The 23,454-nt window shown below is 63.5% G+C and carries 23 protein-coding genes and 1 pseudogene; 20 read left to right on the forward strand and 4 right to left on the reverse strand.

From position 1 onward, the window contains the following. The first annotated feature begins 56 nt into the window (after positions 1–56). From AC0V8S_RS31720 to AC0V8S_RS31745, 6 genes are all read left to right on the forward strand, one after another. Positions 57–1,178 carry a class II histone deacetylase gene (locus tag AC0V8S_RS31720; protein ID WP_475435458.1) on the forward strand — a complete coding sequence of 374 codons (1,122 nt, stop codon included), beginning with the start codon at positions 57–59 and terminating at the stop codon, positions 1,176–1,178. Next, the gene (gene urtB / locus AC0V8S_RS31725; protein WP_244661567.1) at positions 1,168–2,040 is read left to right on the forward strand and encodes an urea ABC transporter permease subunit UrtB; all 873 of its coding nucleotides are present in this window, start codon (positions 1,168–1,170) and stop codon (positions 2,038–2,040) included. Before AC0V8S_RS31720 ends, urtB begins: the two co-directional genes overlap by 11 nt. Further along, positions 2,037–3,023, forward strand: coding sequence for a branched-chain amino acid ABC transporter permease (locus tag AC0V8S_RS31730; protein WP_183456984.1), 987 nt, complete (start codon positions 2,037–2,039; stop codon positions 3,021–3,023). Before urtB ends, AC0V8S_RS31730 begins: the two co-directional genes overlap by 4 nt. Next, a complete protein-coding gene (locus AC0V8S_RS31735) occupies positions 3,020–3,724 on the forward strand; it encodes an ATP-binding cassette domain-containing protein (RefSeq protein WP_183456983.1) in 705 nt (234 codons plus the stop codon). The genes AC0V8S_RS31730 and AC0V8S_RS31735 overlap by 4 nt, the downstream gene beginning before the upstream one ends. Positions 3,725–3,726: 2 nt before the next feature. Further along, the gene (locus AC0V8S_RS31740) at positions 3,727–4,428 is read left to right on the forward strand and encodes an ABC transporter ATP-binding protein (RefSeq protein ID WP_183456982.1); all 702 of its coding nucleotides are present in this window, start codon (positions 3,727–3,729) and stop codon (positions 4,426–4,428) included. 79 nt (positions 4,429–4,507) lie between these two features. Continuing rightward, positions 4,508–5,677 (forward strand): substrate-binding protein, encoded by a 1,170-nt coding sequence (locus AC0V8S_RS31745; protein WP_475435460.1) that lies wholly within the window; start codon positions 4,508–4,510, stop codon positions 5,675–5,677. 44 nt (positions 5,678–5,721) lie between these two features. On the opposite strand, the gene AC0V8S_RS31750 is transcribed toward AC0V8S_RS31745, so the two are convergent. Further along, positions 5,722–7,368, reverse strand: coding sequence for an acetolactate synthase large subunit (locus AC0V8S_RS31750; protein WP_475435462.1), 1,647 nt, complete (start codon positions 7,366–7,368; stop codon positions 5,722–5,724). Between the two features lie 94 nt (positions 7,369–7,462). Beyond that, positions 7,463–8,366 (reverse strand): annotated as a pseudogene (locus AC0V8S_RS31755) (LysR family transcriptional regulator). A gap of 102 nt (positions 8,367–8,468) precedes the next feature. On the opposite strand from AC0V8S_RS31755, the gene AC0V8S_RS31760 reads away from it, so the two are divergent. From AC0V8S_RS31760 to AC0V8S_RS31785, 6 genes are all read left to right on the forward strand, one after another. After that, positions 8,469–9,458: a zinc-dependent alcohol dehydrogenase family protein gene (locus tag AC0V8S_RS31760; RefSeq protein ID WP_475435464.1), complete on the forward strand. Its 990-nt coding sequence runs from the start codon at positions 8,469–8,471 to the stop codon at positions 9,456–9,458. A 175-nt stretch (positions 9,459–9,633) separates the two neighbouring features. Next, the gene (locus tag AC0V8S_RS31765) at positions 9,634–9,933 is read left to right on the forward strand and encodes a TFIIB-type zinc ribbon-containing protein (RefSeq protein WP_475435466.1); all 300 of its coding nucleotides are present in this window, start codon (positions 9,634–9,636) and stop codon (positions 9,931–9,933) included. A 76-nt stretch (positions 9,934–10,009) separates the two neighbouring features. Then, positions 10,010–10,993: a Tim44 domain-containing protein gene (locus tag AC0V8S_RS31770; protein ID WP_475435467.1), complete on the forward strand. Its 984-nt coding sequence runs from the start codon at positions 10,010–10,012 to the stop codon at positions 10,991–10,993. A 357-nt stretch (positions 10,994–11,350) separates the two neighbouring features. Further along, a complete protein-coding gene (locus AC0V8S_RS31775) occupies positions 11,351–11,902 on the forward strand; it encodes a MaoC family dehydratase (protein WP_475435468.1) in 552 nt (183 codons plus the stop codon). Between the two features lie 2 nt (positions 11,903–11,904). After that, positions 11,905–13,065, forward strand: coding sequence for a CaiB/BaiF CoA transferase family protein (locus AC0V8S_RS31780; RefSeq protein WP_475435470.1), 1,161 nt, complete (start codon positions 11,905–11,907; stop codon positions 13,063–13,065). A 14-nt stretch (positions 13,066–13,079) separates the two neighbouring features. Continuing rightward, positions 13,080–14,225 carry an extracellular solute-binding protein gene (locus AC0V8S_RS31785; protein ID WP_475438732.1) on the forward strand — a complete coding sequence of 382 codons (1,146 nt, stop codon included), beginning with the start codon at positions 13,080–13,082 and terminating at the stop codon, positions 14,223–14,225. Between the two features lie 63 nt (positions 14,226–14,288). On the opposite strand, the gene AC0V8S_RS31790 is transcribed toward AC0V8S_RS31785, so the two are convergent. Together AC0V8S_RS31790 and AC0V8S_RS31795 are read right to left on the reverse strand one after the other, a co-directional pair. Then, a complete protein-coding gene (locus AC0V8S_RS31790; protein WP_475435472.1) occupies positions 14,289–15,125 on the reverse strand; it encodes an amidohydrolase family protein in 837 nt (278 codons plus the stop codon). Positions 15,126–15,191: 66 nt separating this feature from the next. Further along, a complete protein-coding gene (locus AC0V8S_RS31795) occupies positions 15,192–15,977 on the reverse strand; it encodes an IclR family transcriptional regulator (protein ID WP_475435474.1) in 786 nt (261 codons plus the stop codon). A 169-nt stretch (positions 15,978–16,146) separates the two neighbouring features. Here AC0V8S_RS31795 and AC0V8S_RS31800 point away from each other — a divergent pair, with 169 nt between their 5' ends. The 8 genes from AC0V8S_RS31800 (at position 16,147) to AC0V8S_RS31835 (ending at position 23,441) form a co-directional block, all read left to right on the forward strand. After that, entirely contained in the window at positions 16,147–17,466 is a 1,320-nt protein-coding gene (locus AC0V8S_RS31800; RefSeq protein WP_475435475.1) for an ABC transporter substrate-binding protein, read from the forward strand. 133 nt (positions 17,467–17,599) lie between these two features. Next, complete coding sequence (locus tag AC0V8S_RS31805; protein WP_475435476.1) at positions 17,600–18,496, forward strand: carbohydrate ABC transporter permease; 897 nt, start codon at positions 17,600–17,602, stop codon at positions 18,494–18,496. Further along, entirely contained in the window at positions 18,496–19,362 is an 867-nt protein-coding gene (locus AC0V8S_RS31810) for a carbohydrate ABC transporter permease (RefSeq protein ID WP_475435478.1), read from the forward strand. The genes AC0V8S_RS31805 and AC0V8S_RS31810 overlap by 1 nt, the downstream gene beginning before the upstream one ends. Before the next feature lie 4 nt (positions 19,363–19,366). Then, positions 19,367–20,464, forward strand: coding sequence for an ABC transporter ATP-binding protein (locus AC0V8S_RS31815; protein ID WP_475435480.1), 1,098 nt, complete (start codon positions 19,367–19,369; stop codon positions 20,462–20,464). Positions 20,465–20,467: 3 nt separating this feature from the next. Then, entirely contained in the window at positions 20,468–21,580 is a 1,113-nt protein-coding gene (locus AC0V8S_RS31820) for a mandelate racemase/muconate lactonizing enzyme family protein (RefSeq protein WP_475435481.1), read from the forward strand. Between the two features lie 10 nt (positions 21,581–21,590). Next, positions 21,591–21,920, forward strand: a complete 330-nt coding sequence (locus AC0V8S_RS31825; RefSeq protein ID WP_475435483.1) for an L-rhamnose mutarotase — start codon at positions 21,591–21,593, stop codon at positions 21,918–21,920. Next, positions 21,913–22,989, forward strand: a complete 1,077-nt coding sequence (locus tag AC0V8S_RS31830) for a Gfo/Idh/MocA family protein (RefSeq protein ID WP_475435485.1) — start codon at positions 21,913–21,915, stop codon at positions 22,987–22,989. Before AC0V8S_RS31825 ends, AC0V8S_RS31830 begins: the two co-directional genes overlap by 8 nt. Then, positions 22,986–23,441, forward strand: a complete 456-nt coding sequence (locus AC0V8S_RS31835; protein WP_475435487.1) for a MaoC/PaaZ C-terminal domain-containing protein — start codon at positions 22,986–22,988, stop codon at positions 23,439–23,441. Before AC0V8S_RS31830 ends, AC0V8S_RS31835 begins: the two co-directional genes overlap by 4 nt. The last annotated feature ends 13 nt before the right edge of the window (positions 23,442–23,454 follow it).

The raw sequence follows: 23,454 nt of genomic DNA on the forward strand, positions 1-23,454 counted from the left end.
CGGGCCATGGCATCGTTAGCCTGCTAGCCTCCTCCGGATTGCAGAGGACGCTGCTTATGGCGACAGGTTACGTTTTTCACGAACAGCTGATGTGGCATGACACCGGCCCCAGTGCCGACATGATGCCTCCCGGCCGTTTCGTGGAACCCGGCCGGCACCTGGAATCGCCCGGATCGAAGCGCCGGCTGAACAACCTCATCCAGGTCAGCGGCCTGGCGCGCCACCTGGTGCCGATCCTTGCCGAGCCGGTGACGGTCGAGGATCTCTTACGCGTTCACACGCAGCGCCATGTCGACGATATCCGCATGCTCAGCGAACGCGGTTCCGGCTTCGCCGGGCCGCAGGCGCCGATCGGCCTCAACAGTTTCGACATCGCCCTGCTCTCGGCCGGCACCACCTATGCCGCGATGCGCGCGGTGCTGACCGGCCGCGTCGACAATGCCTATGCGCTGGCGCGCCCGCCGGGGCATCATGCCGAGCCCGACCAGGCGATGGGCAACTGCCTGTTCTCCAACATCGGCGTGGCGGTGCGCCGGCTGCAGCATGAAGGCCTGCTCGGCCGTGCGGCGATAGTCGACTGGGACGTGCATCACGGCAACGGCACCGAGACGGTGTTTTATTCCGATCCGTCGGTGCTGACGATTTCCCTGCACCAGGACAATCTCTACCCGACCGGGCGCGGCGCGCTGGCCGACAATGGCAAGGGTGAAGGCGAAGGCTACAACATCAACATCCCGCTGCCGGCGGGCAGCGGCACCGGCGCCTATGAGGCGACCTTCGACCGCGTTGTTGCCCCCGCACTGCGCGCCTTCAAGCCGAACCTCGTCATTGTCGCCTCCGGTTTCGACGCATCGGGCTTCGATCCGCTCGGCCGCATGATGCTGAACAGCGAATGCTTCCGGCGCCTTGCCGCGCGCATGGTGGCGCTGGCCGCCGAAACGTCGAACGGGCGCCTGATGATGAGCCATGAAGGCGGCTACTCCGAGGGTTATGTGCCGTTCTGCGGCCATGCCGTCATCGAGACGCTGGCCAATCACCGCACCGAAGTGGTCGACCCGCTCTCGGACCATATCGACGAATGGGCCGGACAGGATTTGCAGCCGCATCAGGCTGCGGTGATCGACGCCGCCGAAGCCCTGCTCGCCGGCCTGCGCCAACGCCTTGCAAGTGCTGCCTGACACGATGGATTTTGTCGTCACCACGCTCCTCAACGCGCTGACGCTGATCAGCATCCTGATGCTGGTCGGGCTCGGGCTGGCGATCAGCTTCGGCCTGATGAACGTGACCAACCTGGCGCATGGCGAGTTCGTCACCGTCGGTGCCTTTGCGGTCTATTTCGTCCAGAGCATCGGCGGCTCGTTCTGGCTGGGTCTGGCCGCCGCGCCCATCGCCGGCGCCGTGGTCGGCTGCATCCTGGAATTCGCCATCATCCGTCATCTCTATTCGCGGCCGGTCTCGACCGTGCTTGCCACCTGGGGCGTCAGCCTGATCCTGCAGCAAGGACTGGAGCTGACCTTCGGTCTCGGCGCCAAGCCGGTGACGCCACCGATCGAAGGCACGCTCGACCTGTTCTTCACCGTCTATCCCGCCTATCGGCTGATCCTGATCGCCATTGCCATGCTGACCTTGCTCGGCGTCGTCCTCTTGATCAGCCGGACCTCCTTCGGGCTCGACATCCGCACCGTCATCCAGAACCGCGAAATGGCCGAAGGCGTCGGCATCAACACGCGGCGCACCTACGCCATCGCCTTCACCTTCGGTGCGGCCATTGCCGGGCTCGCCGGCGGGCTGGTCGCGCCGCTGGCGATCGTACTGCCGCAGATGGGCGTGAACTATCTCGCCAACGCCTTCTTCGTCGTCATTGTCGGCGGCGTCGGCTCGATCGGAGGCCTCGTCGCCGGCAGTGTCTTCGTCGGCGGGCTGACCAGCGTACTCAACTACCAGATCTCGCCATCGCTGGCGCAAGCGATCGTGCTGCTGGCGGCCATCGTCGCCGTGCGGCTGCGGCCCAACGGCCTGTTCAACGGAGCGTCGCGATGATCGCCCGCGACCGCAACTGGCTGCTGATCTTCGCCGTCTGCGCGGCGCTCGCCGTCATCTATCCCCTTTTCGCCGACGGTTACCAGCTGACGGTGATCCGCGACGCGCTGATCTTCGGCCTGTTCGCGGCGAGCCTCGACTTCTTCTGGGGTCGCACCGGCATATTATGTTTCGGCCACGCCGCCTTTTTCGGCATTGGCGGCTACATCATGGCGCTGATCACGCTCAACGACGCCATCCCCTTCGGCAGCCTGCTCGGCATCATGGGCGCGGTGGCCGGTGCAGCCTTCGTCGCCGCCATCATCGGCTACTTCCTGTTCTTTGGCGGCATCCGCGGCAGCTACTTCACCATCGTCACGCTGGCGATGGGCGTCATCTGCCAGCAAGCCGCCGTCTCCTGGAGCTCGGTCACCGGCGGCGACAGCGGCCTGATTGGTATCCCGCCGATCGCGTTTGATGTTGGCGGGATGCATGTCGATCTCAGCCAGGATCTGCCCTCCTACATCTTCGTCACGGCGATCGTCGCGGTGGTCGTGCTGGCGCTGTGGTCGATCAGCCGTGGCCGCTGGGGTACGGTGCTGACCGCCATCCAGGACAATGAGGTCCGGGCGGCAGCGCTTGGCCACAATGCGCCGCTGCGGCTGCTCGTCACCTTCGTCCTGTCCGCCGCCATCGCCGGGCTTGCCGGGGCGCTTTATGTCTGCATGGCCGGGCTGGTAGCGCCCGACCTGTCCGGCCTGCTTCTGTCGACGGAAGTCATCGTTTGGGTGGCGGTCGGCGGGCGCGGCACGCTGCTTGGTCCGGTGCTGGGCGCCATCGCCATCCAACGCGCGCAGCAGACGATCTCAAGCTTCAACCCGAGCCTGTGGCCGCTGCTGCTCGGCTGCGTCTTCGTCATCATCGTTTTCGTGCTGCCCGACGGCATACTGTCGATCTACGCGCGGCTGAAGAGCCTGTTCAAAGGCCGGAGGCAGGCGCGATGAGCGACGTCCTGCTCCAGGCCGAGAATGTCGGCATCCGCTTCGGCGGACTGCAAGCACTGGAAGGGTTGAACCTGACGGTCCGCGATAAGGAGCTCTGCTGCATCATCGGCCCGAACGGCGCCGGCAAGAGCACCTTCCTCAACGTCTTGACCGGCACGCTTCGCCCGACCAGCGGCAGCGTGCACTTCCTCGGCCACGATATAGCCGGCCTTCCGCTGCACCGCATCGCCCGACTCGGCATTGCGCGAAAATTCCAGATCCCGTCGGTGTTCCCGAGCCTCTCGGTCGAGGACAATCTGAAGGTGGCGCGATGGGGCGTGCCCTCGCCTGTCCGTCCAGTCGGTGAACTGCTGGAACTGGTCGCGCTCGGCAATCGCGCCGCCACGCTGGCCGGCGAACTCGCGCACGGCCAGAAACAATGGCTGGAGATCGGCATGGCTTTGGCGATCGAGCCTCGGCTGCTGCTGCTCGACGAGCCCACCGCCGGCATGACGCCGCAGGAGACGCTGGCGACCGCCGAGATGCTGCTGCAGCTCAAGGGCGAGTTCTCGATCGTCGCCGTCGAACACGACATCCGTTTCGTGCGGGCGCTGAACTGCGAGACGCTGGTGCTGCATCAGGGACGCCGGCTGCGCAGTGGTCCTTTCCATGACATCGAGACCGACGAAATGGTCCGCGATGTCTATCTGGGGAGGCGCTGACCATGCTGCGGACACTCGCGGTCTCGGCCGGCTACGGCCTGCTCCCGGTGCTGAACGGCATCGACCTCAGCGTCGCATCAGGCGAAGTCGTCGGCCTGCTCGGCCGCAACGGCGCCGGCAAGACGACGCTGCTGCGCGTCATCGCTGGCGGCTTGAAGGCGAGCGGTGGCGCCGTGGTTCTCGGCGACCAGGACCTTACGAATGCGCCGGCCTTCCGCCGGGCGCGGGCCGGCATCGCGCATGTGCCGCAGGGCCGCGGCATCTTCAACCAGCTGACTGTGCGACAAAACCTGGAGGTCGGCACGCGTGCCGCCAGGGACCGTGGCGACGGCGGCATTCCTGACGATATCTTCGGCTATTTCCCAATTCTGCGGGAACGTGAGGCACAAGTCGCCGGCACGCTTTCAGGCGGCCAGCAGCAGATGCTGGCCATCGGCCGCGCGCTGTGCGGCCTGCCCTCGGCGCTGCTGCTCGACGAGCCCTCGGAAGGCATCCAGCCGAACATCGTTCAGTCGATCGCCGAGCTGGTGCCGCGCATCGCCCGCGAGCGCGGCATCGCGATCGTTCTGGTGGAGCAGAATCTCGATCTCGTTCTCAAGGCGGCGGACCGCTGCCTGGTGATGGAGAAGGGCAGGATCGTGCACGAAGGCACGCCGGAGGCGTTCGCCGACGAGAGCCTGCTGAAGGACCTGCTGGCCCTATGAGGCGCGCCCAAGCGCGCCTGGACCTGATGACTTTGTAAGGCGTGCATGGGGCGCGCCTGGACTGGAAGGGAACATAACAATGATAAGCAGAAGAACGATCCTGAAATCCGGCGGCGCTGCCGCCGCCTTCGCCATGGTCGGCGCGCCGTCGATCCTGCGCGCCGCCGACACCGTCAAGGTCGGCCTGTCGATCCCGATCACGGGGTTGCAGGCGATCCTCGGCGAGACTCTGCTCAATTGCTACAAGCTCGCCGCCGCCGAACTCAACGCCGCCAACGGCATTGGCGGCCGCCAGGTCGAGTTGTTCATCGAGGACAACCAGACCACGACCAAGCGCGCCATCGACAAGGCGCGCAAGCTCCTCAACGAAGACAAGGTCGACGTGATCATGGGCACGATCATTTCGCCCGAGCGCAGCGCGACGCTGTCGGTGACCTCGAAAGCCAAGAAGCTGTTCTTCTACCCGACCAATTTCGAGGGCGGCGAATGCAACCGCTACTTCGTCGCCACGGGGCCGATCCCGATGCAGCAGGTCGACCCGATGATGCCTTGGGTGGCGGAAAACCTCGGCAAGACGATCTACGTCATGGCCTCCGACTATGCCTGGCCGCAGAAGATGACCGAGGCGATCACGGCCGCCTATGAGAAGGCCGGCGGCAAGATCATCGGCGCCGACTATTATCCATTCGGCACCACGGATTTCGGCCCGACCTTCCAGAAGATCAAGTCGCTGAAGCCCGATGTCGTGTGGTCGATGGTGGTCGGCAACGATGCGGTCACGCAGCTCAAGCAGTATCGCAGCTTCGACATCAAGCAGCCGCTGATCGCGCCGCTCGACGAGGTCTTCAACAAGGACGCGCTGCCGCCTGGCGTCGCCGCCGGCACCTATGCGCCGCAGCCCTACTGGATGGCGCTCGACAATCCGGTCAACAAGAAGTTCATCGCGAGCTTCCGCGAAAAGTTCGGCCAGGAGAAAATGGTCAACGGCATCGGCGAGGCCGGCTACAACGGCCTGCATCTCTATGCGCTGGCCGCCGAGAAGGCCGGATCGCTGAAAGACGACGATGTGCTCAAGGCGCTGCCGACCATCGAGTTCGACGCGCCGCAAGGCAAGATCCGCGTCGATGCCTCCAACAACCACACGCTCTGCCATTCCTATGTCGGCAAGGCGGTGGCGGACGGCATCAGCTACGAGATCGCTAAGGATTTCGGCACCATCGCGCCGGTCACGCCCTACTGCAAAGTGTAGGCCCTCGCACCCAACCAATCCTGACGGCGGCTTTGCCGCTGCCGTCAGGGTCTCTGTGGCGCCGGCAGCCGCTCGCGCAATTCGTCGACGAGCACCCTGGTGTTCTCGGAATAGTCGATGGGCACGACGACGAGATGCACGCCGCCACCGGTGAAGGCCTGTTCCAGCGCCGGGCGCAAGTCGGCGACCTCGGCAACCCTCGTCCCTTTGGCACCGTAGGCCTCGGCGTATTTGACGAAATCGGGATTGCCGAAGGTCATGCCGAAATCCGGGAATTCGTCGACCGCCTGCTTCCAGCGGATCATGCCATAGGCGTGGTCCTCAAGCAGCAGCACGACGAGGTTGAGCTTCAGCCTGACGGCGGTTTCCAGCTCCTGGCTGTTCATCATGAAGCCGCCGTCACCGCAAATGGCCATGACGCGGCGCGTGGGATAGAGCAGTGACGCCATCATCGCCGACGGCAGGCCGGCGCCCATCGTGGCGAGTGCATTGTCGAGCAGCAGCGTGTTGGCCATGCGCGTACGGTAATTGCGGGCGAACCAGATCTTGTACATGCCGTTGTCGAGGGCGAGGATCCCGTCCGCCGGCATCACGGCGCGCACGTCATGCACGAGGCGCTGCGGCGTGAAGCGGTCCTCGGTGGCGCGCGCGGCGATCCGGCTCAAAATGCCTTCCCTCAGCGGCAGCAGGGCCTGCGCGTTGGGGATCTTGCCCTCGACACGGTCTGCCAGCAGCGCCAGCGAAGGGCCAAGGTCGCCGACGATCTCGGCCTGTGGGAAATAGACCTGCTCGACATCGGCCGTTTGATAGCCGACATGGATAACCTTCGGCCCCTTGGCGCCCATGATGAAGGGCGGCTTCTCCACCGTGTCGTGGCCGATGGTGATGATCAGATCGGCCTGCTCGATGGCCTCGTGCACATAGTCGCGCTCCGAAAGGGCTGCCGTTCCCATATAGAGCTCGGTGCCGCCGGGCACCGTGCCCTTGCCCATCTGCGTGGTGAAGTAGGGTATTTGCGTACGCAGCACGAACTGCGCGACATCGGGCGTCACGCGCGGCCGCGACGCCGCCGCGCCGAACATCAAGAGCGGACGTTTGGCCTCCATGATCATGCGGGCGGCGCGATCGAGCGCACCCGCACTGGCCGTTGGCAGTTCGACCGGGTGCGTCGGCACCAGCGCCACCGGCTCGCACTCCGCCGCCGCGATGTCTTCCGGCAGTTCCAGATGCACGGGGCCTGGACGCTCTTCCTGGGCGACGCGGAAGGCCTCGCGCACCAGTGAGGGGATTATCTTCGGTGAGACGATCTGGCGCGAAAGCTTGGTCAGCGGCTTCATCGCGGCGACGATGTCGACGATCTGGAAACGCGCCTGCCGCGATGACAGGATGCCCTTCTGGCCGGTGATCATGATCATCGGCATCGCGCCGAGCAGTGCATAGGCCGCGCCGGTCGTCAGGTTGAGCGCGCCAGGGCCAAGCGTGGTGATGCACACGCCCGCCTTGCCGGTGAGCCTGCCATAGGTGGCGGCCATGAAGGCAGCGGCCTGCTCGTGGCGGGTGAGGATCAGCTGGATCGACGAACGGCGGATGGATTCGACGATGTCGAGATTTTCCTCGCCCGGAATGCCGAAGATCCGGTCGACCCCTTCATTCTCGAGGGCCGCCACGAACAGATCCGAACCTTTGGTCATGAACAATCTCCCTGCAATGCGCGCATTCCGCCAGTCACCTTCATATGGCAGGGAAGGCGCCGCCGCAAAGAGCGCAAGCCTGCTCTGTCGGCAATCAGGCCATCAGTTTCGACAAGGTGGCCGCCAGCGCATCGACGGCGAGCCGGACCTTGAGCGGCAGATGCGGCGTCTGCAGCCAAAGGGCGTGGCAGTCGTAGGGATAGCGCGGCTGGTCCGGCAACAGCGCCACCAGCGTACCGGCCTTGATGCGCTCGCGAACCAGCCACCAGGGCAGCCACGCCAACCCCATGCCTTCGACCGCGGCGTCGGCGATGGCATCGAGATCGTCGAGCCGCAGCCGGCCATTGGGCATGACCTCCTGTGCGGCTTGCCCTTCGCGTGGGAAGAGCCACGGCTGAGCGACCTGGCCGAGCCGGCGATAGACAATGGCTTGATGATCGGCGAGGTCCTCGATCCGACGCGGTTCGCCATGAATTCTGAGATAAGACGGCGCGGCACAGACAACCATGCCCTGGCGCGCGACACGCCTCGCGATCACGCCGGCCTTGTCGTCCAGATCACCGGTTCGGATGGCGAGATCAAAACCGTCCTCGGCGAGATCGGCGAAGCGGTCGCTGAGCGACAGGTCCAGTTCCAGCATCGGATATTGCCGCGCGAGCTGCAGCAGCACGGGGGTGACGCAGTGGCGGCCGAAATGCGCCGGCATGGTCACGCGCAATTTGCCTCTCGGTTCCGAAAACTGGTCGGCGGCGAGCGCATCGGCGGCTTCCGCCTCGGCCAGTACGACCCGGCAGCGCTCGTAATAGGCGCGGCCGAAATCGGTCAGGCTCTGGCGGCGCGTGGTGCGGTTGATGAGACGCACGCCAAGCCGCTCCTCGAGAAAGCGGACATGCTTGCCCACCATCGGTCCGGACAGGTCAAGCGCGACAGCCGCAGCCGCGAACGAGCCGAGGTCGACCGCCTTGACGAACACGGCCATGCTCTCAAAGCCTATCCATATTCGAAACCTCTGGTTTCTACTGCTTTATCCCTACGCCCATTTATCCATGAAACCTTTGGCTGCATAGCTCATTCGGTTCAGATAATTTGGAGTAGCCCGAATGACACGTGTAGTTCGCTTCCACCAGCATGGCGGTCCCGAGGTTCTGCGCATCGACGATATCGACCTTCCCCTACCCTGCCCTGGCGAGGTTCAAATTCGCGTCAAGGCGCTCGGCCTCAATCGCGCCGAAGCGCTGCTGCGCGCAGGCACCTATATCGAAACACCCGCCCTGCCCTCCGGACTTGGCCTTGAAGCGGCGGGGGTTGTCGAAGCGGTAGGCGAAGGCGTGAAGGATTTCGCGCCGGGCGATGCTGTCAGCGTCATCCCGCCGCAATCGATGGTTCACTGGCCGGCTTACGGCGAGTTGGTCACCTATCCGGCCGGGCTCATCGTCAGGCATCCGCCATCGCTCGACTGGCAGACGGCGGCGGCTGTCTGGATGCAGTATCTCACCGCCTATGGCGCGCTGATCGACATCGCCAGGCTGCGTAGCGGAGACGCCGTCGTGATCACGGCGGCGTCGAGCAGCGTCGGCCTCGCGGCGATCCAGATCGCCAACAAGGTTGGCGCAACAGCGATCGCGGTGACGCGAACGGCGGCAAAGAAACAGGCCCTGCTCGATGCCGGCGCGGCCCACGTCGTGATCCTGGCCGAGGGGGATCTTGCCGCACGGCTGAACGCAATCACCGGGCCGCAAGGCGTGCGCGTCGTGCTCGATGCAATCGGCGGTCCGATCTTCGAGCCGCTGACGGCCGCGATGTCAAAGGGTGGCATTCTGATCGAATATGGCGGCCTCAGCAGCGAGCCGACGCCGTTCCCCTTGCCTGCCGTCTTGAGCAAGACGCTGACGCTGCGTGGCTATCTCGTCCATGAGATCACCGGCGATCCGGCGAAGCTGGAGGCGGCCAAGGCGTTTATCCTAGAAGGCCTGGAGACGGGCAAGCTGAGGCTGATCATCGACCGGTGCTTTGCCTTCGATCAGATCGTCGAAGCGCATCGCTATCTCGAATCGAACCAACAATTCGGCAAGATCGTGGTGACGGTCTGAGCAACTTTCCGGCGATACCGCCCTTGAAGGCTTGGCCCCACATTCCTAACTATCGAATGCGGGCCGGGCCCCTCTGACGATCGCTTCTGGTGATTGTGATGTCGGACCGCTTTAACGGGCCCGTTTCCACCCTTTTCGGTCAAGCGGGCTCAATCCTTTCGGTTTGGAGCCCCGTATGACATCTTCCCTTCTTGGCCTGGTTTGCCCCTCCTGCCGCGTCGCGCTCACAATGAGCGAACGCCAGGGTATCGAAATCGATTACTGCCCGCAGTGCCGTGGCGTCTGGCTTGATCGAGGCGAACTCGACAAGATCATCGAGCGTTCCGGCAGAGAGGCGTCGCCCGCGCCGCAGCCACAGCCGGCGGCGTTCTCCCAGCCGCAGCACGGCCATGGCCGCGACGACGACTATTCCCGCTCGCAGGGCCATCGCTATCCCAAGCGGAAGAAATCCTTCTTCGAAGAATTGTTCGATTGACCCCATGACGCCGCCCGGTACCCGGGCCGGCATTGCTGAAAATTTCTAAGAACCACATCGATAAAGGCCAACCCCGATGATGTCTCGCACAAGCCGATTTGCCACCCTCTTTGCAGGACTGTTCCTCGCATTCTCCATGGTCGCGATCGATCATGCCGAGGCGCGGCGCGGCGGCAGTTTCGGCAGCCGCGGCACGCGCACGTTCCAGTCGGCGCCGCCGACCAGGACCGCTCCGGCGCCGACCGCTCCGGTCGAGCGTTCGATGACGCCCAACACCGGTGTGAATTCTGCCGCCCGGCAGCCGCAGGCCGGCCCGCAGAGGCCCGGCTTCATGAGCGGCTTTGGCGGAACGATGATGCGCGGCCTGTTGATCGGCGGCCTGATCGGCCTGCTCTTGGGCCAGGGCTTCGGCGGCCTGGCCGGCATGTTCGGTTTCCTGCTTCAGGCCCTGCTCATCGGTGGCGTGATCATGCTGGCCATACGCTTCTTCCGCTCGCAATCCGCGCGTGGTCCGGCGCCCGCGCTCGCTGGTGCCGGCAATGCCCAGGCGTCGCGATTTGAGAACCGCGCAACGGGACAGCAGACGGCGGGCTCGTTCACAATTCCCGGCTTCGGCGGCGGTTCGGGCGGTGGCTCGCCGGCTACAGGCTCCGAGGAGATCACACTGGCTCAGACCGACCTCGACGCCTTCCAGGAGCTGCTGACCGATGTTCAGGAGGCATTCGGGCGCGAAGACCATGCTGCGCTCCGCCGGGCAACGACACCCGAAATGGTGTCCTATCTCTCGGAAGAACTGGCCGACAACGCCCAGAAAGGTCTCAGGAACGAGGTCTCCGACATCACCTTGCTGCAGGCCGACGTCGCGGAAAGCTGGCGCGAGGATGACCGCGACTACGCCACGGCGGCACTGCGCTACGAGTCCCGTGACGTAATGCGCGAACGGGCCAGTGGCAAGGTCGTCGAGGGCGACGCGGATCATCCGACCGAGACGACCGAGCTGTGGACATTCACGCGTCAGAGCGGCTCGAACTGGAAGCTTTCGGCCATCCAGCAGGCCTGAGCCCCGGTTTGTACGAGGATCGATGCGAGCGGGTCAGCGCACGATCCTGACGCACATCGGCGTGCCGATCTCGATGGCGCGCCCGGTGTCCCCGCGCGCGCTGAGAACAAGGCGCCTTCCGGTTCAGACTGCCGACAACACCAGACAGGCACTGCGCGGGATTTGCTCCCCTGCCCGGCCACGCTTGAGCGCCTGTGGCCGGCCAAAATTTCGCCTGTCCTCGCTTGCAACGTAGCCCCATATGTGAAAATACTATTTACAAAAGAAGATTGACGGGAGGAGACGTCGTGCATTCAGGCGCCTTGATGCGAGTTCAACGGCTGCACGGAACCTCCCACGAGGCCGCCGGAGCCAGCTATGAATGACTTCGCCCCTACCGTCGGCGTGGTCTCGACGTATCCGAAAAACATGCCCGAGGCGCATGCCGCGCTGCCGGTGTGGAACGCCGAGAACTGGTTGTATGAGGACTGGCCGGTCGGCCAGAAAATCCGTTCGTTGCGGCGCACCATGGCGGAAGGTGACAGCCATCTGTTCAACACGTTGGTGCTCGACATCCACCCCTATGTGCAGGACCAGATGTTCGCCGAGAGCGAAGGCATTTTCGGCAAGCGGCTGATCGCCGGCGCCTTCGTCTTCTCGGCGGGGCTGGGGCTGGTCGCCACCAACTGCGTCAACGCCTTTTCCTATGGCTACGACAAGCTCCGCTTCATAAAGCCAGTCTTCATTGGCGACACGATCTATTCGATCCGCTCCAACCTCGACAAGAAGCCGCGCTACAAGGAGATGGGGCTGATCCGCGCCAGCTACGAAGTGTTCAAGGGCGAAGGTGAACTCGTTTTGTATTGCGAGCATTTGCAGACGGTGAAGTATCGCAACCCGGCCGATTTCGTCGGCAAGACGGAGAAATGAAAATGCCGGCTTTGGCCGAATTGCCGCTTGCCGGTCTCACCGTCGTCGACATGAGCCAGTTCCTGTCCGGGCCTTATTGCTCGCTTCGGCTGCTCGATCTCGGCGCCCGCGTCATCAAGATCGAGCGTCCGGATGGCGGCGACCTGTCGCGCCGGCTCTATCTCAGCGACACCGAGATCGGCGGCGATTCCACCATCTTCCACGCCATCAACCGCGCCAAGGAAAGTTTTGCCATCGACCTCAAGAACGAGGCCGACCTGAAGACGCTGCGCGGGCTACTGGCCAAGGCCGATGTGCTGATCCAGAATTTCCGGCCTGGTGTCATCGAGCGCCTCGGCTTCGACTATGAGACCGTGCGCAAGATCAACCCGCGGCTCGTCTACGCCTCGATCAGCGGCTATGGCGAAGAGGGTCCATGGGTCAAGCGGCCCGGCCAGGATCTGCTGGCGCAGTCCCGCTCCGGCGTCATGTGGCTGAATGGCGACGAGGACCAGGGGCCGGTCCCGTTCGGGCTGGCGATCGGTGACATGCTGGCGGGTGCGGCCTGCGCGCAAGGCATCCTCGCGGCGCTCGTCCGGCGCGGCATCACCGGCCAGGGCAGCCATATTGAAACCAGCCTGCTGGAAGCGCTGGTCGACTTCCAGTTCGAGGTGCTGACGACGCATCTCAATGACGGCCGCCGCTTGCCCAGGCGCTCCAACTTTCGCAGTGCGCATGCCTATCTGTCCGCGCCTTACGGCGTCTATCCAGCCAAGGACGGCTACCTCGCCATCGCCATGACGCCGATCCCCAAGCTTGCCGACCTACTGTCGCTCAATGAGCTGGCACCCTATCGCGACAGGCCGGCCTCGTGGTTCACCGCGCGCGACGACATCAAGGCGATCATCGCGCAGCGGATCGCCAGCAAAACCATCGACGAATGGCTCGCCATTCTCGAGCCCGCCGACATCTGGTGCGCCAAGGTGCTGACCTGGCCGGAAATGCTGGCAAGCGAAGGTTTCCAGTCGCTCGACATGCTGCAGACGGTGACGCGCGAGGACGATGTCTCGATCCTCACCACCAGTTCGCCGCTGAGGGTCGATGGTGTCAGGGCCAAGGTCGATCGTGCCGCGCCGCGCATCGGCGAGCACAGTGCTGCGATCCGCGCGGAGTTCGGCCTGTGACCGCGCTCAAGGGCATGACCTGGAGCCATCCGCGCGGCTACGATCCGATGGTCGCCTGCTCGGCACTGTGGGAGCAGAAGACCGGCGTCGCCGTCGAATGGGACAAGCGCTCGCTGCAGGATTTCGAATCCTTCCCGGTCGAGGAACTGGCGCGCGCCTATGATTTGATCGTCATCGACCATCCGCATGTCGGCCAGATCACGGCGGAAAACTGCCTCGCGCCGCTGGATGTCGCCGGCCGCGAGGCGGAACGTGCCGCGCTCACCTCAGGCAGCGTCGGCCAGTCCTATCCGAGCTACAGCTGGCAGGGCCGGCAATGGGCTTTCCCCATCGACGCGGCCAGTCAGGTCCAGGCCTGGCGACCGGATGCGCTCGATGCGCCGCCGGCGGGCTGGAGCGAAGTGCTCTATCTCGCGCGGCAAGGCCGCGTGCTTTTGCCGCTGCGGTCGCCGCATGTGCTGATGGTGTTCTATACGCTTGCCGGCAATCTCGGTCATCCCTGCGCCACCGATCCGTCCCGCGATCTCATCGATATCGAGACCGGCAGCCAGATCTTGGAGGCGATGCGCGAGATCGCCGCGCTGGTCGAACCGGCCTGTTTCGAGATGGATCCGATCGCGGTTTCCGAACGGATGGCGGCGGCCGATTCCAAGATCGTCTGTGCACCGCTGATCTATGGCTATGTCTCCTATGCGATATCGGGGTTTCGCGCGCACCGGCTGGCCTTCACCGATATCCCGGCCGTCGGCTCCAACGGCCCCGTGGGCTCCGCGCTCGGCGGCACCGGCATAGCGGTGTCGGCCTTTTCAAAAGCCAAAAATGCCGCGATCGATTTCGCCTATTGGGTTGCCAACGGCGATGTCCAGCGCGGTCCCTATGCAGCCGCCGGCGGACAGCCCGGCCACGCAGCAGCCTGGGAAGACCAGAGCGTCAACGCCGCGACCGGCAATTTCTATCGGGACACGCGCGCCACGTTGGAAGGCGCATGGGTGCGGCCTCGCCATGACGGCTACATGGCGTTCCAACAGGCCGCGTCGGACCGCATCCTTTCCGGCATGACCTCCGGGCACAAAGCCGCCCAGGTCGTTGCCGATCTCAATCGCCTGTTCCGGGAGAATTCTCCCGCACAGGTGTCCGGCGCTGCCGGCGGAGGAGCCTGAACGAAACCGAACGGCGGGTAACGTCTGGGGCTATGCCCCGTTGAGATACCGAGGCAAATCCAACTATTCCAGCCGCCAGAGCTTGCGGGCATTGCCCGACAGCAAGCTGTCGCGCTCGGCGATGCTGCAGCCGGAAAGCAGCGCATGGGTCGCCGCCACCCAGGTCGACAGGCCGCCGCCGAGCGTGCAGACCGGCCAGTCGCTGCCCCAGACGACACGGTCCCAGCGGAACGAACCAATGGTGTGTTCGACATAGGGCCGTAATGTCTCGACCGTCCAGGCAGGGCCGCCATAGGCAACCACGCCGGAAATCTTGGCCATGACATTCGGGCGCTTAGCGATCTCGCTCATGTGCTCGCGCCAGGGATGCTCGGCGTTGGCCTTGATGTCGGGGACGCCGCAATGGTCGAGGACGAACTGGACGTCGGGCGCCAGGTCGGCCAGTGCGATCGCCTTGGGGATCTGATGCGGCAGCACGACCAAATCGAAAGTCAGACCGGTGCCGCCAAGCCGCTTGATGTTGTCGCGAAACACCGCGCCTTCCGACAGATCATCCGGCACGACATGGAGCACACGGCGGAAGCCCTTGACGAAGGGATTTGCTCGTTGCCGTTCGACATACGCCGGAAAATCCGCGTCTTCCGGACGGCAGGACGCGATCGCCCCAGCCAGCATGCTGCCGGACTGCCGTGACAGGACTTCGACACGCTCGGTCTCTGCTTCGATGTCGGCCGGATCGACATCGACTTCCATATGCAGCACGCGCTCGACGCCGACACGCTGCGCCTCCGTGGCATATTCCTCATAGGAGAAATCGCGGTTGAGCGACGGCACGCCTGCAAGCCAGGGATAGCGCAAGGCCGAGCGATCGATGAGATGCAGATGGGTATCGATGATCATGGCGAGGCTCCTCCCTCCAGTGTTTTTCAATCATCTCACGGAGGAATTCTTCATTCAAATAAGAATTTATGCTGCCGAGCCGACAGCCGACCCAGCCAGATGCGATAGCTTTTCGCAGGTTGCCAGCAACAGCTCGATCGTCCTGGTGATGTCAGGCGCTGAAGGCGTGTTGATGACTGTGATGTAGGGGATCGACAGCGCTGCGATGGCCCTGCCATCGGAACTGCGCACCGGTGCCGAAAGATTGAAGACGCCAGCGGTCTGCATGGAGGCCATCATCTCGTAGCCGCGGTCGCGGATCTGGTCGAGCCGGGTGAAGAACTCGGCCGATTGCGGCGTCTTGTCGGTGCTGCGGACATGCTCGGAAATCATCATCTGCCGCTCTTCCTGCGAGCGGAAGGCAAGCAGTACATGGCCCGAACCAGTGTCGAACAGGCTGATATGGGAGCCGACGCGGATCGAGATGCCCCAGTAATTCGGCGCTTCCTGCTGGGCGATGACGACGGCGGAACCGCGATCAAAAACAACGAGTTGGTTGGCCTGCTGCGAGGTCTCGGCCAGTTCGCGCATAAGGGGGGTTGCGTAGGAAACCAGCCGCCGGACGGGAGCGTGCAATTGCGCCAGGCCGAACAGTTTCAGCGTCAGAGAATAGCGGTCGCCATCCAGCCTTGTGACATAGCCGCGCCGCACCAGCCGGTCGAGCATGCGGTAGAATTCATTGGGGCTACGGTCGAGTTTCTTGGCGATTTCGGCCTGCGTCAGGCCGCCATCGACACCGGCCAGCAATTCCAGGATGTCGAGTCCCTTGTCGAGCGCCGGCGCGCGATATCGCTCGTCTTCGCTGTCGTCCATGGGGCACTTCTCCAGTGAAATCGATTCTTCATATACGCATAAATGAAGCCGGCGGAAACAAATTTCGCCTTGACGTATTCATGAATGTTTTGTTTGTATATGAATGTAGCACTTCTTGTCATCAGACGAGTTGCGGTCGCCTGCCAAGGCGCACCAAGGGAGGATACCAATGAACAGACTGCTTTCCGGCGTGCCCGCCGGCGCATTGATGCTTGCATTTGGTGCAGGCCCGGCCCTTGCCGGCGACCTGCCCGGCAAGTTCGAAGGCGTGACCGTCGACGTGAAGCTGATCGGCGGCCAGCAATATGAAAAGCTCTACGAACGCATTCCGGAATGGGAGAAGGCGACCGGCGCCAAGGTCAACATCCTGACCAAGAAGAACGGCTTCGACATCGACAAGGAGCTCAAATCCGACATTGCCTCGGGCAGCACCAATTGGTGCGTCGGCTGGAACCACTCGTCCTTCGCGCCGCAATATACGGGCCTCTACACCGACCTCAGCAAATTGCTGCCCAAGGAGGAGATCGATGCCTTCGTGCCGTCGACGATCAAGTCGGCGACCATCGACGGCAAGCTGGAGATGCTGCCGCGCGCGCAGTTCGACGTCTCGGCGCTCTACTACCAGAAGAGCCTCTACGAGAACGCCGACAACAAGACCAAGTTCAAGGCGAAATACGGCTATGACCTGGTGCCGCCGGACAGCTGGAAGGAAGTCACCGACCAGGCCGAGTTCTTCGCCAACCCGCCCAATTTCTACGGCACGCAATTCGCCGGCAAGGAAGAGGCAATCAATGGCCGCTTCTATGAAATGGTGGTCGCCGAGGGCGGCGAATATCTCGACAAGGACGGCAAGCCGGTCTTCAACTCCGAGGCCGGCATCCGCGCGCTCGACTGGTTCGTCAATCTCTACAAGGCCAAGGCCGTACCGGCCGGAACCACCAACTACCTCTGGGACGATCTCGGCCAGGGCTTTGCCTCGGGCACCGTCGCCATCAACCTCGACTGGCCGGGCTGGGCCGGGTTCTTCAACGATCCGAAGTCGTCGAAGGTCGCCGGCAATGTCGGCGTGAAAGTCGCGCCGAAGGGCTCTTCCGGCAAGCGCACCGGCTGGTCCGGTTTCCACGGTTTCTCGGTGACCGAGAACTGCCCACACAAGGAGGCCGCGGCTTCGCTGGTGTGGTGGCTGACCAATGAGGACAGCCAGAAGCTCGAGGCCGCCGCCGGCCCGCTGCCGACCCGCACCGCGGTCTGGGACTGGGACCTCAAGCAGGCCGAAAACGATCCGTACAAGAAGGAGGTCCTCTCCGCCTTCCAGGAAGAAGCCAAGCACGCCTTCGCCGTGCCGCAGACGCCCGAATGGATCGAAATCTCGAACGCCGTCTATCCGGAACTGCAGGCGGCGATCCTTGGCGACAAGACCTCCAAGCAGGCTCTGGATGAAGCGGCCGCCAAGGCGACGCAAATCCTCCAGGACGCCGGCAAGCTGTAGAACCGTCTCCCAAGGCTGCCTCCCCCATCAGGAATGGGGGAGGCGATCGCGTCTTGGCGTATGCTCGGCGATACATGGCCCTTTCGTCGCGTCCGCCTCGCCGCCAGTCCAATGCAACATTTCAGGAATTCTGATGAAGGGCTTCAAGCCATCCGCGCCTTTCCTGCTGCTGCTTCCAGCCATCATCGTGCTGGCGGCGGTCGTCGTCGTGCCGCTGCTTTTGTCGCTCTATTCCAGCTTCACACCCTTCCGCCTGACCAAGCCCGAAACCTTCTTCGTCTTCGTCGGCTTCCGGAACTATCTTTCGATCCTGACCAACGCCGATTTCTGGTGGGCTTTCGGCCGCACTGTGCTGCTGCTGACCATCGCGCTCAATCTCGAAATGCTGCTGGGTCTCGGCCTTGCCATGCTGGTCGAGAAGGCGACGCGTGGTCAGCGCATCCTGCGCACGCTGATGATGTTTCCGATGATGTTCTCGCCGATCCTCGTCGGCTTCCAGTTCAAGTTCATGTTCAACGACAATATCGGCCTGGTGAACAATGCCCTGCAGTCGCTCGGCATCACGCAGGACGCTATTCCGTGGCTGATCGAGGGCCATCTCGCCTTCATCGCCATTTCGATCGCAGAGATCTGGTCGTCGACGGCGATCTTCGCCATCCTGATCCTCGCCGGCCTGCTCGCCATGCCCAAGGAGCCGATCGAGGCGGCGCGGGTCGACGGCTGCACGCCGTGGCAGACGTTCCGCTATGTGACGTGGCCCTTCGTCATGCCCTTCGCCTACATCGCCATGACCATCCGTTCGCTCGACGTCGCGCGCGCCTATGACATCGTCAAGATCATGACCGATGGCGGACCGGCGGGCCGCACCGAACTGTTGTGGACGCTGGTGGCACGCACCGCCTACAGCGACGGGCGCATGGGCATGGCCAACGCCATGGCCTATTTCTCGATCCTGCTGTCGATCGCCTTCACCGTCTATTTCTTCAACAAGCTCGCCGCGGCGCGCACGCAGATCGGTGCGGAGTGGTGATGGACGAGAATTCTTCCGCCCGCCTGAAGCGCCGGCTGCTTGGCATCGTCTATCGCATCGGCCTGTTCCTGGCGATGCTGACGATCTGCCTGCCGGGTCTCTGGATCGTGCTGTCGTCGCTGCGGCCGACTGTGGAAATCATGGCCAAGCCGCCGGTGTGGATTCCGCAAGAAGTCTCGTTCGACGCCTATGTTTCGATGTTCTCAGGCATCGGCAAGGGCGGCATCCCGGTCATCGAATATTTCCGCAACTCGCTGATCATCTCGGTGACATCGACGATCATTGCGGTCGCCATCGGCATGGCCGGCGGCTACGCCTTCGCGCGCTATCGTTTCCGCGGCAAGTCGAGTGTCTTCCTCGGCCTGATGCTGACGCGCACGGTGCCGGGCATCGCGCTGTCGCTGCCGCTGTTCTTCCTCTATGTGCGGCTCGGCATCATCGACACGCATTTCGGGCTGATCCTCGCCTATGTCGCACTCAACGTGCCGTTCACGATCTGGCTGATCGACGGCTTCTTCCGCCAGGTGCCGAAGGACCTTGCGGAAGCCGCGCAGATCGATGGCTGCACACGCTGGCAGGCGTTCTGGCAGGTCGAGTTCCCGCTTGCCGGGCCGGGCATCGCATCCGCCGCCATCTTCGCCTTCCTGACCTGCTGGAACGAATTCGCGCTGGCTTCGCAGCTGACCCGCTCGGTCAGCGCCAAGACGCTGCCGGTCGGCCTGCTCGACTACACGGCCGAGTTCACCATCGACTGGCGCGGCATGTGCGCGCTCGCGGTGGTGATGATCATCCCAGCGCTCACCCTCACCTATATCGTTCAGAAACACCTTGTCGGCGGCCTGACCTCCGGCGCGGTGAAAGGCTGATCCCATGGCAACAGTTTCCCTCAAAAAGCTGACCAAGCGCTACGGCAATATCGGGATCGTGCATGGCATCGATCTCGACATCACCGACCGCGAATTCATCGCGCTGGTCGGCCCCTCCGGCTGCGGCAAGTCGACGACTTTGCGCATGATCGCCGGATTGGAGGAGATCAGCGCCGGCTCGATCGAGATCGGCGGGCGCGTCGTCAACGATCTGCCGCCGCGTTCGCGCAACATCTCGATGGTGTTCCAGTCCTACGCGCTCTATCCGCATATGACGGTGCGCGAAAACCTCGGCTTCTCCTTCAAGATCGCCGGCGCCGCCAAGGAAGAGATGGACCGCCGCGTCGCCGAGGCCTCTGCCATTCTCGGCCTCGATACGCTGCTCGACCGCCGCCCGTCGCAACTGTCCGGCGGCCAGCGCCAGCGCGTCGCCATGGGCCGCGCAATCGTGCGCGACCCCGATGTGTTCCTGTTCGACGAGCCGCTGTCCAATCTCGACGCCAAATTGCGCACGCAGATGCGAACCGAAATCAAGAAGCTGCATGCCAAGGTGCAGTCGACGGTGATCTACGTCACCCACGACCAGGTCGAGGCGATGACGCTGGCAGATCGCATCGTCATCATGCGCGATGGCCATATCGAGCAGGTCGGCACGCCCGACGAGGTCTTCCGGCGGCCGGCAACGCGCTTCGTTGCCGGCTTCATCGGCTCGCCGCCGATGAATTTGCACGAGGCGACGATTGATGACGGCCAGATGGTTTTCGCCAGCGGCGAGAAGCTGCCTTTGCCCGCCCAGTTCAAGGCCAATGTCGCCACAGGCGACAGAGTGGTGTTCGGGCTGCGGCCCGACGACATCTATCCGACCGGCCATGGCATCAGCTCAGGTGCCGCCGCCGATGTCCATCAGATCGAACTGCCGATCACCGTCACCGAACCACTCGGCAACGAGACGCTGGTGTTCGTCGAGTTCAACGGCACGGACTGGGTCTCGCGCATGCTGAACCCGAGGCCGCTCAAGTCCGGCGAGCGGGTGGCGATGAGCCTCGACCTGTCGCAGGCGCATCTGTTTGCCACCGAGACCGGAAAGACATTGCGGAGCTGACCGATGGCTAGAATCGAGAAGATCGAACTGCGGATGGTGGACCTTGTACCCAAGGTCAAGCGCACCGACGCCATCCAGAGCTTCGTCAGCCAGGAAACGCCGATCGTCACCATCACCGACTCCGACGGCGCGGTCGGCACCGGCTACAGCTACACGATCGGCACCGGCGGCTCCTCGGTGATGCGGCTTTTGTCCGACCATCTGGCGCCGCGCCTGATCGGCCGTGACCCCGACATGATCGAGGCGATCTGGCACGATCTCGAATTCGCCACGCATGCGACCACGATCGGTGCCATCACCGCCATCGCCATTGCGGCGATCGATACGGCGCTTTGGGATCTGAGGGCAAAGAAGCAGAACCTGCCACTGTGGAAACTGGCCGGCGGGGCCAAGGACCGCTGCCCGCTCTACACCACCGAAGGCGGCTGGCTGCATATCGAGACGGCCGCACTGGTCGACGATGCGCTGGCGGCCAAGGCCAAGGGATTTCGCGGCTCGAAGGTGAAGATCGGCAAGCCGCACGGGTCGGAGGATATGGCGCGATTGTCCGCAGTGCGCAAGGCGGTCGGCGACGGCTATGAGATCATGACCGACGCCAATCAGGGATTCTCGGTCGACGAGGCGATCCGGCGTGCTGCCAGGCTGCGCGAACTCGATCTCGCCTGGATCGAGGAGCCGCTGCCGGCCGACGACATCGACGGGCATATCAGGCTGTCCAACTCGACGCCGACGCCGATCGCCATCGGCGAGTCGCTCTATTCGATGCGCCATTTCCGCGAATACATGCAGAAAGGCGCCTGTTCGATCGTGCAGGTCGATGTCGGCCGCATTGGCGGCATCACGCCCTGGCTCAAGATCGCGCATGCGGCGGAGGCCTTCGATATCCCGGTCTGTCCGCATTTCCTGATGGAACTGCATGTCAGCCTTACCTGCGCTGTTCAGAACGGCCGATATGTCGAGTACATTCCGCAACTCGATGCGTTGACCGGCAAGCATATGCGCATCGAGGATGGTCACGCACTGGCGCCCGACGAACCGGGCATCGGCATCGACTGGGACTGGGACGCGGTCAAGGCCATGAGCATCGCCGAATTCACCACGGCGATCACGAAATAGGGGAACGGATATGCAGCGGATGGGAATGGTGCTGGGGCTGAAGCCGGAAAAGGTCGAGGAGTATGTCCTCCTCCATGCCGCCGTCTGGCCCGACGTGCTGACCATGATCTCGGCCTGCAACATCAAGAACTACTCGATCTATCTGAAGCGGCCGGAGAACCTGCTGTTTTCCACTTTCGAGTATCACGGCACCGACTATGCGGCCGACATGGCCAAGATGGCGGCCGATCCCAGGACGCAGGAATGGTGGGCTGTCTGTATGCCATGCCAGGAGCCGCTCACGACCCGCAAAGAGGGCGAGTGGTGGGCTTCCATGGACGAGGTCTTCCATCATGACTGAGGGCGGTTTCGACCCGGCCTCGCTCGTTCAATCCTGGCCCAAACCTTCGAAGCCTCGCCCGATCGTCACCTTCGGTGCGGGGTCGATTGTCGGCGATGCGCATTTTCCGGCCTACAAAAAGGCCAGCTTTCCGATTGCCGGCCTCTATGATCCGGACCAGGCCAAGGCGCAGGCCCTGGCCGAGAAATGGGGTGTCACGGCATTCCGCTCGGTCGATGAAGCCGCTGATGTCAAGGATGCGATCTTCGATCTGGCGACGCCGCCGGGTCGGCACGCCGAGATCCTGAAAGCTCTGCCGGACGGTGCGGTCGCATTGATCCAGAAGCCGATGGGCAACTATCTCGGCGAGGCGACCGAAATCCTCGAAATCTGCCGCGCCAAGGACCTCAAGGCAGCGGTGAATTTCCAGCTCCGCTTCGCGCCGATGATGCTGGCGCTCAAGGACGCCATCGCCAAGGGCTGGCTTGGCGAAATCGTCGATTTCGATGCCTGGCTGGCGCTGGCGACGCCGTGGGAGTTGTGGGAGTTCCTGCTCAAGGCACCGCGCGTCGAGATCGCCATGCACTCGATCCATTATCTCGACCTCATCAGGCAATTGCTCGGCGATCCCAAGGGCGTGCACGCCAAGACGCTCGGCCATCCCAACCACAAGGTGGCGCAGACGCGCACCAGCGCCATTCTCGACTATGGCGACACGGTGCGTTGCGCGCTGTCGATCAACCACGATCACAAATTCGGCCGCCGCCACCAGGCCTGCGAGTTCCGCATCAGTGGCACCGAGGGTGCGGCCTATCTCAAGCTCGGCCTCAACCTCGACTATCCCCGGGGCGAACCGGACATACTGGAAATCCATCCGAAGGGCGGGACGGACTGGATCAGCGTGCCGCTCGCCGGCGAGTGGTTCCCCGACGCCTTCGTCGGGCGCATGGCCAATGTGCAGCGCTTTGCATCAGGCGAAGATGACGAACTGGTCAGCTCGGTCGAGGACGCCTGGAACACAATGGCACTGGTGGAAGCCGCCTATAAATCGAGCGCGGCGCCGGCGACGCCGATCGCGGAAAGACCTTGATGGAACAGATCACCTATTTCGAAGACTACGAGATCGGCTCTTCGCGGCTGACCAGCGGCCGCACCATCACCGAGACCGACTTCATCGTCCATGCCGGCCACACCGGCGATTTCTTCCCGCATCATATGGACGCCGAATACATGAAGACGACGCCGTTCGGCCAGCGCATCGCGCATGGCACGCTGGTGTTCTCGGTCGGCATCGGGCTGACGGCAAGCATCGTCAACCCTGTCGCCTTTTCCTATGGCTACGACCGGCTGCGCTTCATCAAGCCGGTGTTCATCGGCGACACGATCCGCACGCGCACCACCATCACGGCCAAGGAGGACGACCCCAAGCGGCCGGGTTCAGGACGGGTGATCGAACGCTGCGAGGTGATCAACCAGCGCGGCGAGGTGGTGCTCGCCGCCGACCACATCTATATCGTCGAACGCAAGCCGGCACAGAGTTGAGGCTCTTCGGAGT

This window comes from Mesorhizobium oxytropidicola (assembly GCF_056174625.1).